At 70.0% G+C, this 15,403-nt stretch carries 13 protein-coding genes and 1 riboswitch; of the genes, 7 read left to right on the forward strand and 6 right to left on the reverse strand.

Annotation, left to right across the window (positions count from 1 at the left end; translation table 11 throughout):
* Positions 1-31: 31 nt before the first annotated feature.
* From WBK31_RS38785 to groL, 5 genes are all read left to right on the forward strand, one after another.
* Entirely contained in the window at positions 32-586 is a 555-nt protein-coding gene (locus tag WBK31_RS38785; RefSeq protein ID WP_364068323.1) for an RNA polymerase sigma factor, read from the forward strand.
* 79 nt (positions 587-665) lie between these two features.
* Positions 666-809, forward strand: a riboswitch (SAM riboswitch).
* A 13-nt stretch (positions 810-822) separates the two neighbouring features.
* Positions 823-2,055: a threonine synthase gene (gene thrC / locus WBK31_RS38790; protein ID WP_364068321.1), complete on the forward strand. Its 1,233-nt coding sequence runs from the start codon at positions 823-825 to the stop codon at positions 2,053-2,055.
* 25 nt (positions 2,056-2,080) lie between these two features.
* Positions 2,081-2,356, forward strand: coding sequence for a MoaD/ThiS family protein (locus tag WBK31_RS38795; protein WP_364068319.1), 276 nt, complete (start codon positions 2,081-2,083; stop codon positions 2,354-2,356).
* A 242-nt stretch (positions 2,357-2,598) separates the two neighbouring features.
* Positions 2,599-2,799 (forward strand): cold-shock protein, encoded by a 201-nt coding sequence (locus tag WBK31_RS38800; RefSeq protein ID WP_043633553.1) that lies wholly within the window; start codon positions 2,599-2,601, stop codon positions 2,797-2,799.
* 350 nt (positions 2,800-3,149) lie between these two features.
* Positions 3,150-4,781, forward strand: coding sequence for a chaperonin GroEL (gene groL / locus WBK31_RS38805; RefSeq protein WP_364068317.1), 1,632 nt, complete (start codon positions 3,150-3,152; stop codon positions 4,779-4,781).
* Between the two features lie 314 nt (positions 4,782-5,095).
* On the opposite strand, the gene WBK31_RS38810 is transcribed toward groL, so the two are convergent.
* The gene (locus WBK31_RS38810; protein WP_406674013.1) at positions 5,096-5,626 is read right to left on the reverse strand and encodes a YbhB/YbcL family Raf kinase inhibitor-like protein; all 531 of its coding nucleotides are present in this window, start codon (positions 5,624-5,626) and stop codon (positions 5,096-5,098) included.
* Between the two features lie 67 nt (positions 5,627-5,693).
* Positions 5,694-7,784: a HelD family protein gene (locus WBK31_RS38815; protein ID WP_406674014.1), complete on the reverse strand. Its 2,091-nt coding sequence runs from the start codon at positions 7,782-7,784 to the stop codon at positions 5,694-5,696.
* A 149-nt stretch (positions 7,785-7,933) separates the two neighbouring features.
* Here WBK31_RS38815 and WBK31_RS38820 point away from each other — a divergent pair, with 149 nt between their 5' ends.
* Positions 7,934-8,236, forward strand: coding sequence for a hypothetical protein (locus tag WBK31_RS38820; RefSeq protein ID WP_364068311.1), 303 nt, complete (start codon positions 7,934-7,936; stop codon positions 8,234-8,236).
* Positions 8,237-8,457: 221 nt separating this feature from the next.
* On the opposite strand, the gene WBK31_RS38825 is transcribed toward WBK31_RS38820, so the two are convergent.
* The 3 genes from WBK31_RS38825 to WBK31_RS38835 all read right to left on the reverse strand — a co-directional run bounded on the left by WBK31_RS38825 (position 8,458) and on the right by WBK31_RS38835 (position 11,316).
* The gene (locus WBK31_RS38825; protein ID WP_364068309.1) at positions 8,458-10,104 is read right to left on the reverse strand and encodes a DNA repair helicase XPB; all 1,647 of its coding nucleotides are present in this window, start codon (positions 10,102-10,104) and stop codon (positions 8,458-8,460) included.
* A 138-nt stretch (positions 10,105-10,242) separates the two neighbouring features.
* Positions 10,243-10,599: a DUF4190 domain-containing protein gene (locus WBK31_RS38830; RefSeq protein WP_364068307.1), complete on the reverse strand. Its 357-nt coding sequence runs from the start codon at positions 10,597-10,599 to the stop codon at positions 10,243-10,245.
* Positions 10,600-10,626: 27 nt separating this feature from the next.
* Positions 10,627-11,316, reverse strand: a complete 690-nt coding sequence (locus tag WBK31_RS38835) for an AMP-binding protein (RefSeq protein WP_406674015.1) — start codon at positions 11,314-11,316, stop codon at positions 10,627-10,629.
* Between the two features lie 344 nt (positions 11,317-11,660).
* Here WBK31_RS38835 and WBK31_RS38840 point away from each other — a divergent pair, with 344 nt between their 5' ends.
* Positions 11,661-13,016 carry a hypothetical protein gene (locus WBK31_RS38840; protein ID WP_364068303.1) on the forward strand — a complete coding sequence of 452 codons (1,356 nt, stop codon included), beginning with the start codon at positions 11,661-11,663 and terminating at the stop codon, positions 13,014-13,016.
* Positions 13,017-13,026: 10 nt separating this feature from the next.
* Here WBK31_RS38840 and WBK31_RS38845 read toward each other — a convergent pair whose 3' ends face one another.
* Positions 13,027-15,366: a helicase-associated domain-containing protein gene (locus tag WBK31_RS38845; RefSeq protein ID WP_364068301.1), complete on the reverse strand. Its 2,340-nt coding sequence runs from the start codon at positions 15,364-15,366 to the stop codon at positions 13,027-13,029.
* Positions 15,367-15,403: the final 37 nt, after the last annotated feature.

Raw genomic sequence — 15,403 nt, forward strand, 5'->3', positions numbered from 1 at the left:
CCAGGCTCCTTTCGATCATAGGATCCCAGCTATGGCGCTTGATGAGCTAACCGAGGAACTCGCTCGCTCAGCCGCCGCCGGAGACCATCGCGCACTCGGTGAGCTCCTGGCGCGGATAGAGCCCGATGTGATGCGGCATTGCGCCCGAATCCTGCCTTATCACCAGGACGCGGAGGAGGCCTCGCAAGATACGTTGCTGGCCGTCGCGCGCAATATCAGCCGTTTCGAGGGGCGGGCCAGGTTCAGTACGTGGCTGCACATCGTGACGGCCAACTGCGCCCGCACGACGTACCGGTCGCTCAAGCGTCGGGCGGCCGAGCAGAGCTCGGACGAGCTGCCCGTGCAGAAGCCCGACGTGCGGCGGGTCAGCGTGATCGCGGGCTCGCGGCTCGACCTGCTCGACGCCATGGAGGCGCTGGAGGCCGACAAGCCCGATCTCGCGCAGGCGCTGGTGCTGCGCGACATCGTCCAGCTCGATTACAACGAGGTGGCCGAGCAGCTCGGCATCCCGCTGGGCACCGCGAAGTCCCGCATCCACCAGGCCCGCAAATACGTGCAGAGCGTGCTGGGAGAGGACTACCGATGAGACCACCCGTCTCACATCTTGAGACGGGTGGTAATTTCGTCCACTTCAGCGGGTAGAGTCCAATTCAACAACTTCATACAGCTCATCCAGAGGGGTGGAGGGACCGGCCCTGTGAAGCCCCGGCAACCCTCCCGGCTTTCGAGACTCGCGACCTGGCGAGGCCGACCGGGACAAGGTGCCAATTCCGGTTCGCGGTCAAGGTGGCCGCGGGCGAAGATGAGGGAAGGCCTCGCTTCATGTCGCTTGACTTTGGTCCTGCCGTCGGTCTGTCCTGCCGCGAGTGCGGCGCTCGTTACCCGCTGGGTCCCAGCTTCGCCTGTCTGGAGTGTTTCGGGCCGCTTGAGGCGGCCTACGACTTCGGCGAAGTGACCCGCGAACAGATCGAATCGGGTCCCGCCAACATCTGGCGTTACCGGGCGCTGCTTCCGGTGCCGGCCGACGTGACCGAAAAGCCGAATATGAACCCCGGCTGGACGAAATTGGTCAAGGCCGGAAACCTCGGTCGAACGCTCGGAATCAAGTCCCTTTACGTGAAGGACGACTCGGGCAACCCCACCCACTCGTTCAAAGACCGGGTCGTCGCCATGGCCGTGGAAGCGGCCAGGAACTTCGGATTCCACACCCTTTCCTGCTCCTCCACCGGCAACCTCGCGGGCGCGGTCACCGCCGCCGCGGCGCGCGCCGGGCTGGAGGCGTGCGTGTTCATCCCGGCCAACCTGGAGCAGGCGAAAATCGCCATGGCGCGGGTCTTCGGCGGCAAGCTCATCGGCATCGAGGGCACGTACGACGACGTCAACCGGTTCTGCTCGGAGCTCATCGGCGACCCGCTCGGCGACAAGTGGGGCTTCGTCAACGTCAACCTGCGGCCCTACTACGCGGAGGGCTCCAAGACGCTCGCGTACGAGATCGCCGAGCAGCTCGGCTGGCGGCTGCCCGAGCAGATCATCATCCCCATCGCCTCCGGCTCCCAGCTCACGAAGATCGACAAGGGCTTCCAGGAGCTCATCAAGCTGGGGCTCGTCGAGGACACGCCGTACAAGATCTTCGGCGCGCAGGCGGCCGGGTGCTCGCCGGTGTCCACCGCGTTCAAGGCGGGCCACGACGTCGTGCGGCCGGTCAAGCCCGACACCATCGCCAAGTCGCTGGCCATCGGCAACCCGGCCGACGGGCCGTACGTGCTGGACATCGCCCGGCGCACCGGCGGGGCCGTCGAGGACGTCACCGACGAGGAGATCGTGGCCGCCATCAAGCTGCTGGCCTCGACGGAGGGCGTCTTCGCCGAGACCGCGGGCGGCGTCACGGTGGGCGTGCTGAAGAAGCTCACCGAGAACGGCGTGCTCGACCCCGAGGCCCTGACCGTGGTGCTCAACACCGGTGACGGGCTCAAGACGCTCGACGCGATCAGCGACGACGCCGTACCCACGGCCGTGATCCGGCCCTCCCTCGACGCGTTCCGCGCGACTGTCTGATCAATCAGGAAAGGCGACTATAACCATGAGCGTTTCTGTGCGGATTCCCACCATTCTGCGCACATACACCGGGGGCAACGCCGAGGTCAGTGGCGAGGGCGCGACTCTTCGTGACGTGCTCACCAAGCTCGACGCGGACTACCCGGGCATCGGCGCCAGAATTCTGGATGAATCGGGCAAGATTCGTCGTTTTGTCAACGTTTACGTGGGAGAAGAGGACGTCCGATTCGCCCAGGGGCTCGACACTCCGGCCCCCGACGGCGTTCAGATCTCCATCATCCCGGCCGTCGCCGGCGGCTGAGTGTCGAGGATCACATCCTGAAGGCGCCCCTAGTGGGCGCCTTCTCCTTTTCCAGGCCCAATTCAACGTTGAACGACCTTCGGATGGGTGAAATAGGCTGTTTGCAGATTGACTCTGTTGCCAAACCCCTTGCCACAGGTATGGTCGAGGCGATCGTCCGGCTGATTTTCCGTTAAGTCGGGCGATTACAGGTCTCGCGGAGGAATGGGCGAGATCTGGTAGACCAGTAAGAGGAGTCGGAAGTGGCGCAGGGCACCGTCAAGTGGTTCAACGCGGACAAGGGCTACGGCTTCATCGCGGTAGACGGTGGTAAGGATGTATTCGTCCATTACTCAGCGATCCTGATGGACGGGTACCGATCTCTCGAGCAGGGACAGCGCGTCGAGTTCGAGATCACGCAGGGCCAGAAGGGACCGCAGGCGGAGTCCGTCCGCACTGTCTGATCCACGACCTGGTACGCACCGGGTGGGTTCGCACGGCAGCGCAGTCCGTGCGAGCCCTCATCACTCTTTCGTCGACTCGCGTACGGTGGGCCGCCCGGCGGCTCGCCGTACCGGCGCATATGAGCGCAGACCAGCAAAAGGCCGTTGACCTGGGAGAAAGCAGGGAGAGCAGGGGCGTTCGCTTGCACTCGGCAGGGTAGAGTGCTAAACAGTTCGTTGGCACTCTGTGCAGTAGAGTGCCAACACCGGATCGGGACGATGGGGTCTGCCGAAGGAGATGCTGACCCATGCCGTCGCGGGCGTCGGCTCGGTCCACGACAAGCCACCCTGCAACTGGGAGGTCTAGCCTTATGGCAGCCAAGATGATCGCGTTTGACGAGGACGCCCGGCGCGGTCTCGAGCGCGGTATGAACCAGCTCGCCGACGCCGTGAAGGTGACCCTGGGCCCGAAGGGCCGCAACGTCGTGCTGGAGAAGAAGTGGGGCGCCCCCACGATCACCAACGACGGTGTGTCCATCGCCAAGGAGATCGAGCTCGAGGACCCCTGGGAGAAGATCGGCGCCGAGCTGGTCAAGGAGGTCGCCAAGAAGACCGACGACGTGGCCGGTGACGGCACCACCACGGCCACCGTGCTCGCCCAGGCGCTGGTGCGCGAGGGTCTGCGTAACGTCGCCGCCGGGGCCAACCCGATGGCCCTGAAGAAGGGCATCGAGGCCGCCGTCGAGCGCGTCAGCGAGGAGCTCTCCAAGCTGGCCAAGGACGTGGAGACCAAGGAGCAGATCGCTTCGACCGCCTCCATCTCCGCCGCCGACCCCGAGATCGGCTCGCTCATCGCCGAGGCGATGGACAAGGTCGGCAAGGAAGGCGTCATCACCGTCGAGGAGAGCAACACCTTCGGCCTGGAGCTCGAGCTCACCGAGGGTATGCGCTTCGACAAGGGCATGACCTCGATGTACTTCGTGACCGACTCCGACCGCATGGAGGCCGTTCTCGAAGACCCCTACATCCTGATCGTCAACAGCAAGGTCTCCGCCAACAAGGACCTGCTGCCGCTGCTCGACAAGGTCGTCCAGTCGGGCAAGCCGCTGCTGATCATCGCCGAGGACATCGAGGGCGAGGCCCTGGCCACCCTGGTCGTCAACAAGATCCGCGGCCTGTTCCGCTCCGTCGCCGTCAAGGCTCCGGGCTTCGGTGACCGCCGCAAGGCGATGCTCAACGACATCGCGATCCTGACCGGCGGCCAGGTCATCGCCGAGGAGGTCGGTCTCAAGCTCGAGAACGCCACCCTCGACCTGCTCGGCCGCGCCCGCAAGGTCGTCGTGACCAAGGACGAGACCACGATCGTCGACGGCGCCGGTGACGCCGAGCAGATCGCCGGCCGGGTCAACGAGATCCGCGCCGAGATCGAGCGCACCGACTCCGACTACGACCGCGAGAAGCTCCAGGAGCGTCTGGCCAAGCTGGCCGGCGGTGTCGCCGTCATCAAGGCCGGTGCCGCCACCGAGGTCGAGCTCAAGGAGCGCAAGCACCGCATCGAGGACGCCGTCCGCAACGCGAAGGCGGCCGTCGAGGAGGGCATCGTCCCCGGCGGTGGCGTGGCGCTGCTGCAGGCCGGCGCCAAGGCCTTCGACAAGCTGGAGCTCAACGGCGACGAGGCCACCGGTGCCGCCATCGTCAAGAAGGCGCTGGAGGAGCCGCTCAAGCAGATCGCGGTCAACGCCGGCCTCGAGGGCGGCGTCGTGGTCGAGCGCGTCCGCAACCTCACCCCGGGTGAGGGCCTCAACGCCGCGACCGGCGAGTACGTCAACATGTTCGAGTCCGGCATCATCGACCCGGCCAAGGTGACGCGCTCCGCGCTGCAGAACGCCGCCTCCATCGCGGCGCTGTTCCTGACCACCGAGGCCGTCATCGCCGAGAAGCCGGAGAAGGCTCCGGCTGCTGCCGGCGCGGGCATGCCCGGCGGCGGCGACATGGACTTCTAAGTCTTCATCCGTCGCACAGGCGAAGAGCGGTCCGGGATTCTCCGGGCCGCTCTTTCTTGTCGACCGGCCGGTACGTTCCGTATGGGATCCGCTACCTCTGGCGAGGAAGGGGGAGTGGCCGCGACTTCCCCTGGCACGAACACGAAGGAGTGGCGGATGTTCGCTTGCGGCAAGCGCACGCCGCTCGACGTCTCGCGGACGGTCGCTCGCTGCGGCGCGTGCCGGAACGCGTTCGCCGGAAAAGGGGGCGTGAAAAAGGGCCTGCCGGGAAAGGACCGGCAGGCCCGTCGGAAAAGGTCACTCGGATGGGCTGATCAGACGCCGAAGTGGGCGACGATGAAGCCGCGGGCCAGCAGGTTGGCGTTGATGTTGAAGCCGACCACGGCGGGGCTGGCGTCGCTGTCCACACCCAGCTTCTCGACGCTCAGCGCGTGCACGGTGAACACGTAGCGGTGCGGGTCACCGGGCGGCGGGGCGGCGCCGCCGTACGCCTTGGTGCCGTAGTCGGTGCGGGCGTGCACGGCGCCCTCGGGCAGGCCCTTGAAGTCGGGGGCCGTGCCGGCGCCCGTGGGCAGCTCGGTCACCGAGGCGGGCAGGTCGAACAGCACCCAGTGCCAGAAGCCGCTGCCGGTGGGCGCGTCGGGGTCGAAGCAGGTGACGGCGTAGCCGCGGGTGCCGTCGGGAGCACCGGACCAGCGCAGGTGCGGCGACAGGTTGCCGCCCGTCATGCCCCAGTCGTTGAAGACGTGGAGGTCGGGCAGGCGTTCGCCGTCCTGGATTTCGTCGCTCTCGACCACGAGCGCGGGGACCGATGGCAGGAATTCATGGGGAAGCGGTGCGGGCACGGCATCCTCCTTGGGTGAGAGCTAGGTGCTTGCCCAGCCATCCTAGAAGCGGCCGTGCCCGCGCAGCTCACACCTGAAGCTCGGCGGGCAGCGGCTTGTCGTGCAGGACGGTCAGCGAGGTGACCGCACGGGTCAGCACGACGTACAGCCGGGCCAGGCCCCTGGGCTCGGCGGCCACGATGTCGGCCGGCTCGACGACGATGACGTGGTCGTATTCGAGACCCTTGGCCAGCGTGGCGGGCACGACGAGCAGGCGGTGCTCCTCGGTGGAGTCGGGGTCGAGCACGGCGTGCGGCAGGGCGGACAGCGCCTGCGAGACGGTCTCCACCAGGGCGTCGGGGGCGATGACGGCGATCGAGCCCTCCTTGGCGAGCGCCTGCTCCGCCGCCTCGGCGACCGAGCCGCCGGGCAGCACGGTGAGCGAGCCGACGCCGGGGCGCAGCGAGCGCGGTGCGGCCAGGCCGGGGGCGATGGACGGCAGCAGCCGGGCCGCGTAGTCGAGCACCTCGCGCGGCACGCGGAAGCCGAGCGTCAGCTCCGTCACCTCGCCGTCGCGCTGGCCGAGGTGTTCGAGCACGGTCTCCCACGAGGTGGCAGACCACGGGGTGGTGCCCTGGGCGAGGTCGCCGAGCACGGTGGCCGAGCCGTTGCGGCAGCGCCGGCCGAGCGCCCTGAGCTGCATCTCGGACAGGTCCTGGGCCTCGTCCACGACCAGGTGGCCGAGGGAGGGCGTGCGTTCCATGAGGTCGTTCAGCTCGTCGAGGAGCGCCGCGTCCGCCGCCGACCACTTCGCCGACTTCCAGCTCCGGTACGGCTTGCGCCAGATGAGCAGCTCCTGCTCCTCGGCCGTCAGGTCGGACTTGGCGGCCTTGGCGAGGAAGCCGGGGTCTGACAGCAGGCGGTAGAGCACCTGCTCGGCCGTCAGCTTGGGCCAGACGGCGTCCACGAGCTGCTTGACCGGCTTCGACCTGGCCACCGCGTCCTGGACGCGGTCGTCGGGCGACTCGCCGCGCTGCTCCATGCGGACGAGCACCATGTGGGCGAGGCGCTGGGCGAGCGCCGCGCGGCCCGGGTTGTAGCGGGTGGTGCCGCGCAGGGAGGCGACGATCTCGCGTACCTCGTAGTCGGCCACCCGGTAGCGGTAGGCGCCCTTGGTGTAGACGAGGCCGTCTTCCGGCTTGGTGATGTGCAGCCAGAGCGCGCGCTCCAGGACGGCGGCCATCCTGGCGTCGCCCTTCACGGCGGCGACCTCGGGAGCCTCGGGCGCGGCGTGCTCGCCGAGCAGCCCGGCCACCGTGGTCTGGTCGACCTTGACCTCGCCGAGCGCGGGCAGCACGGAGGAGATGTACGACAGGAAGGCCCGGTTGGGGCCGACGATCATGACGCCCGACCTGGCCAGCCGCTCGCGGTGGGTGAACAGCAGGTAGGCGGCGCGGTGCAGGCCGACGGCGGTCTTCCCGGTGCCGGGCGCGCCCTGGACACAGACGGTCTTGGCGAGCGTGGAGCGGACGATCTCGTCCTGGTCGGGCTGGATGGTGGCGACGATGTCGCGCATCGGGCCCGTACGGGGGCGCTCGATCTCCTCGGTGAGGATCTTCGACGGGCCGATCTCGCCGCCCTCGGCCAGCGGCTCGTCCTCGTACGCGGTGAGCGTCCCGCCCTGGTAGCCGAAGCGGCGCCGCAGGATGACGCCCATCGGGTCGGCCGGGCTGGCCTGGTAGAACGGGCGGGACACCGGCGCCCGCCAGTCGATCACCAGGGGCTTGCTGTGGGCGTCGTGGACGTGGCGGCGCCCGACGTAGATGGTGCCGGGCAGCTCGTCGCCCTCGGCGCGGTCGAGCCGGCCGAAGAACAGCGGGGTGTCGGGGTGGTCGGCCAGCGCGGCCACCCGCTGGTCGAGCAGGGATTGCAGGATCTGCTGGGAGACCCAGTCGCCGGCGGCGTCGGCCGACAGGGACTCGGCATGCTCACGCATGGCCTTGAGCGCGGCTCTGGACTCCGCCAGGTGCCGTTGCTCGGCCGCGAGTACGTCGGATGGGTCGTCGGCGTCGATGCCGCTCCCTGGGCCGCTCCCTGGGCCGCTCCCTGGGCCGGTCCCTGGGCCGGTCTCCGGGCCGGTCGCTGGGCGTATGTCAGGGGCCATCTGGTGTCCGGGCATGCGGAAGTGCCTCCCTGGAGTACGTGAACGGAGGTGGTCAAGGCAGCGAATCCGCCAGTTTAGTGCCGAGTCCGGCGGCCCTCCAAAGCATTTACTCGCGGGCGACCGGGTACGCATAGGAGGTGCTCCGGCTCCGTGTCTCACCGATCGTGCCCACGATCGCGAGCTTCCTGCTCGCGGCGCTGTGGGCCGCTTCGGTGTTCGCCGGTTGGGGGCTTCAGGCGTTTTGCGCCGGCGATGAGAGCCCATCGACGTGCGCGCAGCGGCTTGATACCGTCTCCACGGTGTCCGCGCTGTTCGCCGCGCTGGCAGCCTGCTGCACGGCGGCCGCCTGGCTGTTCCCGTGGTCCAGGGCCGATTCGCGCACGTTCGCGCGCCTCATGGGCGCGGGGGTGCTGGCCTGGATCGTGGCCGAGGGCGTGTTGTTCCTCGGGGGACTGCTGGCGCGCTGAGCCGGGCGGAAAGGTGCGACAGCCGTCATCCTGGAAATACCGAAAAATTCGGGCATTTCAGGTGCGATTGTCGGATCATGGGGGTATGTCGCAGGCGGCGTGATAGTACGCAGGTGAGGGGGGTGGTTCGAATGTCGTCGGCCCGCGGAGTCTCGTGGACGTGACACCACGGTGAATGCTCGGCCGCTCGGGTGAGAGCGGCCGGGCATCGCGACCGATCCTCACACCCCGCCGAGCACGTCGTCGGCGTCGATGATCTGGTACGCGTATCCCTGCTCGGCCAGGAACCGCTGCCGGTGCGCCGCGAACTCCTGATCGACGGTGTCCCTGCTGACCACTGTGTAGAACCGGGCGCCACCGCCGTCGGCCTTGGGCCGCAGCACCCGCCCGAGCCGCTGCGCCTCCTCCTGGCGGGAGCCGAACGTCCCCGACACCTGGATCGCGACGGCCGCCTCGGGCAGGTCGATGGAGAAGTTGGCCACCTTCGACACCACCAGCACCTGGATCTCCTTGTCGCGGAACGCCTGATAGAGGCGCTCGCGCTCCTTGACCCTGGTGTCGCCCTTGATCACCGGCGCGTTGAGGTGCTCGCCCAGCTCGTCGAGCTGATCGATGTACTGCCCGATGACCAGCACCTGCTCGCCCAGGTGCCGCCGCACCAGCGCCTCGGTGACGCGCGTCTTCGACGGCGTGGTGGCGCAGAAGCGGTAGCGCTCCTCGGCCTCGGCCATCGCGTACGCCAGCCGCTCGTCGTCGGTCAGCGTCACCCGCACCTCGACGCAGTCGGCGGGGGCGATCCAGCCCTGGTTCTCCATCTCCTTCCAGGGCGCGTCGTAGCGCTTGGGGCCGATCAGCGAGAACACGTCGCCCTCGCGGCCGTCCTCGCGCACCAGCGTCGCGGTCAGGCCGATGCGCCTGCGCGCCTGGAGGTCGGCGGTCATCCGGAAGATCGGCGCGGGCAGCAGGTGCACCTCGTCGTAGACGATCAGGCCCCAGTCGCGGGCGTCGAACAGCTCCAGATGGCTGTAGACGCCTTTGCGCCTGGTGGTCATCACCTGGTACGTGGCGATGGTGACCGGGCGGATCTCCTTCTTGTTGCCGGAGTATTCGCCGATCTCGTCCTCGGTCAGGGACGTGCGCTTGAGCAGCTCGGTCTTCCACTGGTGGGCCGAGACCGTGTTGGTGACGAGGATGAGCGTGGTGGCCTGGGCGTGGGCCATGGCCGCCGCGCCGACGATCGTCTTACCCGCGCCGCAGGGCAGCACGATCACGCCGGAGCCGCCGTTCCAGAACGCGTCGGCCGCCTCGCGCTGGTAGGGGCGCAGCGCCCAGCCGTCCTCGCGCAGCTTGATCGGGTGGGCCTCGCCGTCGACGTAACCGGCCAGGTCCTCGGCCGGCCAGCCCAGCTTGAGCAGCGCCTGCTTGACGTTGCCGCGGTCGCTCGGGTGCACGATGACCGAGTCGTCGCCTACGCGCTCGCCCAGCATCGGCTGGATCTTCTTCGAGCGCAGCACCTCTTCGAGCACGGCCTTGTCGGTGGAGGTGAGGATCAGGCCGTGTACGGGGTGCTTCTCCAGGCGCAGCCGCCCGTAGCGGGCCATCGTCTCGGCGATGTCCACGAGCAGCGCGTGGGGCACCGGGTAGCGGCTGTAGGTGATGAGCGCGTCGATGACCTGCTCGGCGTCGTGGCCCGCGGCTCGGGCGTTCCACAGCGCCAGCGGCGTGACGCGGTAGGTGTGGACGTGTTCTGGAGCGCGCTCGAGCTCGGCGAACGGCGCGATCGCCTTACGGCAGGCGTCGGCCTGCTCGTGGTCGACCTCGAGCAGCAGCGTCTTGTCCGACTGGACGATCAGCGGTCCATCGCTCACTGGCTTGTCTCCGTGGGGTTGCGGACGGGGCTCTGACGCATCGGGACCATCGTCTCGTGATCCCGGCTCCCCCGCTCCGTGTCTCCAACAACGGACACGCCAGGATTAGTCCTGGACGGCGCCAGTGCGGGTCCGGCCTCAGTCGTCCAGGTGGCCGTTGGCGCCCAGGAACACGAACGTGCCGAGCGTGAAGACGAGGCCCGCGCCGAAGAGCACCCAGCTCCAGACGAGCATCGTGCGGGCGGTCTGCGGGCGGGTGGTGGCCCTGCCGAGCGCGAGACCGGCCAGGATCGCGCCCGGGATGCCGAAGATGTTGCAGCAGGACACGACCGAGAAGCAGTTGAGCACGAGCGCGACGATGGCGTTGGCCGTGGGGCCGCTGCTGGGGGCGGGCGGAGGAGAGCCGTAGCCATGACCGTATTGGGGCGGCGGCTGCTCGCCGTACGGCGCCCCGTAAGGGATGTACGGGTAGCCCGACGAGTCTTCCTGGCTCATCTTCACCTCCAGACGGATCAACAGATATCACGGAATCGGCACGTGGCTGACCGGTATGTAGAAGAGCGAAACCCTCGCAGGCCCGGCGCCGCGCCCGGTTGAGCGCAGTGTCTCTGGCGGGGCTTGGGGGAGCAGTCTCTCCCGGCGTGGTCGGTGTGGCGCCTGGTCGGGCGTGGTGTCTCTGGCGGGGCTTGGGGGAGCAGTCTCTCCCGGCGTGATCGGTGCGGCGCCCGGTTGAGCGCGGCGTCTCTGGCGGGGCTTGGCAGGAGCCCACCCCGGTGTCAGGGCGGTCGGCCGGTGGCAGGCCGGCGCTAGCCACCCGGCGGCCCGGCGGGTCGAACGGGGTGACCGCGCTGGTCTCGGTGTGGCCGTAGCCCTCCAGGATCTGCACGCCGGGCGTCCTGCGCCCGAATCGCGCAAGGCGTCATTGCCCAGCTCGTCCGGCGGCACCAGGGACACCGCCGGCGCCACCGCCGCGCCCGCCGCCCACAGCGCCTGGTAGACGATCGGCGCCTCGGGGGAGTCGGCCATCATCACCACGACCCGGTCGCCGGGCCCGATGCCCGCCTCCGTGGAGCCGCCGCACATCCGGCGGGCGCGTTCGGTGAGCGCGTGACCGCGATGCCACACGCCTTCGTCGAACACCGAGTCGTAGCCGTCGAAACGCTGCCGGGACTCCTCGGCCGGGCGACCCAGCGCGTGCTCGGTCACATTCACAACCTGACGGGAGCGGGGACAGGGAGTCAAGAGCCGGGGACTTGACTCGTCATTGTGGACATGTGTGTCGTAGCCCGTAAATAGAGATAAATCTCGCTATATTGGCTTTGGAGGTTGCATACGATCTTCGATCGTGTATTGGTTGATATCTACGGGCCGTGAGGCTCGAAGAGGGCAATGCCAGGCATGATCCACATGTCTGAACCGTTGTGAAGGGCGGCGGATTTCCGCAGGTCAGGCGCGGGATGATGACGCTCCGTCACCTCTTGTGCGAAAACAAAGAAACCCCTTGACGCGTGGGTCTTCTTTCCGGAGAAAACTTCCGCCCTATTACGAGGTGCTTCGTGACAGATACGCCTGATCCGGGCGAGATAGACCTCGACCACTTAACGCTCACAGGCAGCATCAAAGCGGTCAACGACCACCTGCGCGCCACCGCCGGTCCCGCCACCGGAGACCTGACCAGGCGGGAGGCCGACGCGCGGCTCAGGTCGTACCTGGAGCCGGGGTGCTTCCCCGAGGCGGTGCGGCGGCTCGCCGCGCGCCACCTGCTCGTTCTCGTCGGCGAGGAGGACAGCGGGCGGCGGCTCGGAGCCATCGCGCTGCTGTCGCGCATGTCGCTGGCCGAGAGCACGATCACCGTGCTGTCCCCGGCCGCCGGCGTGGCGGAGCTGCTGACGGGCATCGAGTACGAGCCGGGCCGGGCGTACCTGCTGCACGACTGGATCGCCGCCTCCGCGGGCCGCACCGACCTGGTCGATCTGGCGCGCAAGCTGGCCGAGCTGGGGTCGTACCTGGTCGTCACCAGGAGCGGCGCGCTGTCGGCCGCCGCCGAGGTCGAGCTCGCGTGGGCCGCGCCCGACCCCGGCGAGCTGTACGACCTGTGCCTGAGCAGCCTCGACCGGCGCGCCGGCGTCGCGGCGGACGAGCTGGCCCGCGGCAGGGAGCTGGCGCTACGGCTGCCCACCCCCGCCGAGGTCGTCCGCCTGGCGGCCCGGCTCGCCCGCGGCGAGCCGCCCGCCGACGAGGTCGCCACCTGGTTCGACACCAAGCCGCCCATGGGCGAGGTGCTGGCCGTGGCCGCGCTGGCGTTCACGCACCGGCTCGCCGAGCGCGCCTTCGACGAGCAGCTCGCCCGGCTCGAACGCCTCTGCCGCGACACCGCGGCAGGACCGCTCACCCGGTCGATCGGCGGCCCCCTCGTCGATGTCGCGGACGGGCGCGTGACCTTCCGCGCCGCGCACCAGCGCGGGCAGGTGCTCGCCGAGCTGGCCGGGCGGTACGGGTTCTGGCTGTGGCAGCCGCTGCGCGCCTGGGTGCGCTCGCTGCCCTCGCAAGGGGCGGCCGTCCAGGTGCGCGCCGCCGCCGGGCTCGCGCTGCTCGCGCGGCACTCGGTCAAGGAGGTACGCCAGGAGTTCCTGGAGGTGTGGGCGCTGGGGAGCGCGGCGGAGCGGGTGGCGGCGGCCAACGTGTTGTCGTACATGTGCGCCGACGACACCCTCGCCCCCGAGGCGCTGCGGATCGCGCTGGAGTGGTCGGACGACCCCCGCGACCGGCGCGCCGAGGTGGCGGCGGTGGCGCTCGGCGGCGGCACCGCCGTCCGCTACCCGGCCGACTGCCTGCGCCGCCTGCGGGACTTGGAGTCGGCGGGCGGCCCGGTAGGCGCGGTGGCCGCCCAGTCACTGGCCCTGCTGCCCTGACCGGTGGCGCTCACAGGCCGGAGACGCCGGTGATGCGGTGGAGGGCGAAGCGGTGCACGGCGGCGCGCGTCTCGTCGTACGCCGTGAGATAACCGCCCTCCATCCTGGCCGGCTCCAGGATGCGCGAGGTCGCGTTGCCCTGCGAGTCGAGGTAGCCGATCCACACGCGCACGCCCTGCTTGATGGCCTCCTGCAGGGCCGAGATGGTGGCCGTGGCGGGCCCGCGCGGGATGCCGCCGGGGGCGTCCACGGGCTCGCGCCGCGACAGGTGCGCCGCGTCGCCGGCCCGTAGCGCGCGTACGGCCGCCGCCGCCACCTCGGGATCGAGGCCGTTCGGCGCCGACACCGCGCGGACCGGGGCGACGCCCTCGGTGCGGCGGCTCTCCAGCTGCGAAATGATCACGTCGCCGTCGAGCGACTCGGCGACCGGCGCGTACCCCATGGCACGCAGCGAGTCGACCAGCGCCGCCCTGGACGAACGCGAGGCGATCACGGTCGGGGCCAGCCGCCGCAGCCGCAGCGCGGCAGAGCGCCGGTCGGCGGTGATCTGGTCGAGCAGGGCGGGGTCGTCGCACCTGATGTACGCGCTCGCCGTGCCCACCCGGATCCGGCCGTGCCGCCTGGCGACGTCGGTCACCAGGTACGACAGCGCCTGCGGCACCGGCGTCGCCGAGTGACGGGCCAGCATCGACACCAGCTCCTCGGCCCCATGCCCGGCGTCGAGCGCCCGCCTGATCGACTCTTCGCTGAAGCGGTAGACGGTGGCGCCGCCCTTCGACTCGACGTCGGCGGTCAGCGTCATCCACCGGTTGAGCTCGCTGGTGAGCGGCCCCGGTGCGACGGCGGTGAGGTCGGCCTGGAGCAGCACGTGATCGACGGGCTCGGGCAGCAGCGGCGCGAGCGCGGCGGCCGCGTCTCCGCCCTCGGCGAGCAGCCGCCCGTGCACGGACAGCGCGCCCAGCCCCGTCACGCCCACCTGCTCGGCCTCCCGCAGCGTGAACTCGGTGAGCTGCTCGCGCAGCGGCCCCCGGCGGCGCGGCTGCTCCCACGCCAGGCGTTCGAGCACCGAGTCGCGGTCGGGCGCGAGGCCGGGCTCCGCCGCGAGCACGCCCAGCGTGGCCGCCCGCACCCCGGGCGCGGACGAGCGCCGCAGGTCGGTGTGCAGGGCGTTCAGCGGTCTGTCACGATCGTCGCGGTCGCCGACCAGGCCCGGCACGCGGTCCATGTGCAGCCACGTGGACGCCAGCGTCACCCACCGGTCGGCGGTGGGCCTGACCCGCCACAGGTCGTAGCCGGAGGTCGGCAGCCACTCGCCGTCCACGCCGCCGCCCGCCGCGATCAGACCGGCCGCGTGCGCGACCTCCACCACCAGCGCCGCCACCCACTCGGGCACGTCGAGCTCGGCGGCGGTCCGCTTCAGATCGCGGACGCCCAGCCCACCGGTACGCAGCACGCCCGGCGGATCGACGCTCCACCGCTCGCACAGCTCCTCAACCGACCTGACGAACGAGAACGCCTGCCCCGCCGCCGTACGGTCGGCCAGCTTCTGATCGCGCGCCTTCCCCCGCAGCGGCGGCGGCACGGCGAGCAGGCCCCGGTGCACCCGGCCGCCGCGCAGATACAGCGCGACCTCGCGGGGCAGCGTCACGCTCTCCTCGCCGGTCGCCGCGAGCAGGCCGCGCGCCAGCAGCTCCTCGATGGGGGAGCGGGCCGAGGCGATGCGCACCTCGCGCCTGGCGTTCGGTACGCGGCCGGTCGGCGGGCCCCAGGCGAGCTGGTCGAGCGCGGCCCTGGCCTCGGGGGAGACGTCGGCGATCAAGTCGGCGGGGTCGGCGAGCGCCGCCGCGAGGCGTTCCTTGCCCGAGCCCGTGGTGCCGGGCGCGATGTCGTCGGCCATCTCCGCGAGCTGCTCGGGTGCGTGGTGGCGGAACGCGTCGGCCGCGCACGGGCCGAGCCCCGCCGGGTCGTCGAGCACCTTGCGGACGCCGGGGCCGAGGCGCAGGGCGTCGTCGCAGCCGTACACGAGGGCCAGCTCGCGCAACTTGTCGAGCGCGCAGGTCAGCGCCGGCTCGGGATCACGTGCTTCATCATCATCGGAGAGGGCGGCGGCGATCAGGTCGCGCAGGGCGTCCTTCGGCAGCGGCTCCTCGCGTACGGCCAGCGTCTCCACCACCGCCAGCGTGAACCGGTCGAGCCGGTCGAGCACCCTGGCGATGGCCGACGGACTCGCCGCGCGGGAGGCGAGACCTTCCAGATGCGCGGGCACCGGAGTGATCAGCTCGGGACGCGCGGAGACGAGCGCCCGTAGCTGTTCGTCGGTGCGCCCCCTGATCCACTCCGTGAACTCCATCGTTGCCATGGTATGTCCCACCTCATTGAGGCAGCAT

The organism is Nonomuraea sp. N2-4H (genome assembly GCF_045291505.1).
Classification (GTDB): domain Bacteria; phylum Actinomycetota; class Actinomycetes; order Streptosporangiales; family Streptosporangiaceae; genus Nonomuraea; species Nonomuraea fastidiosa.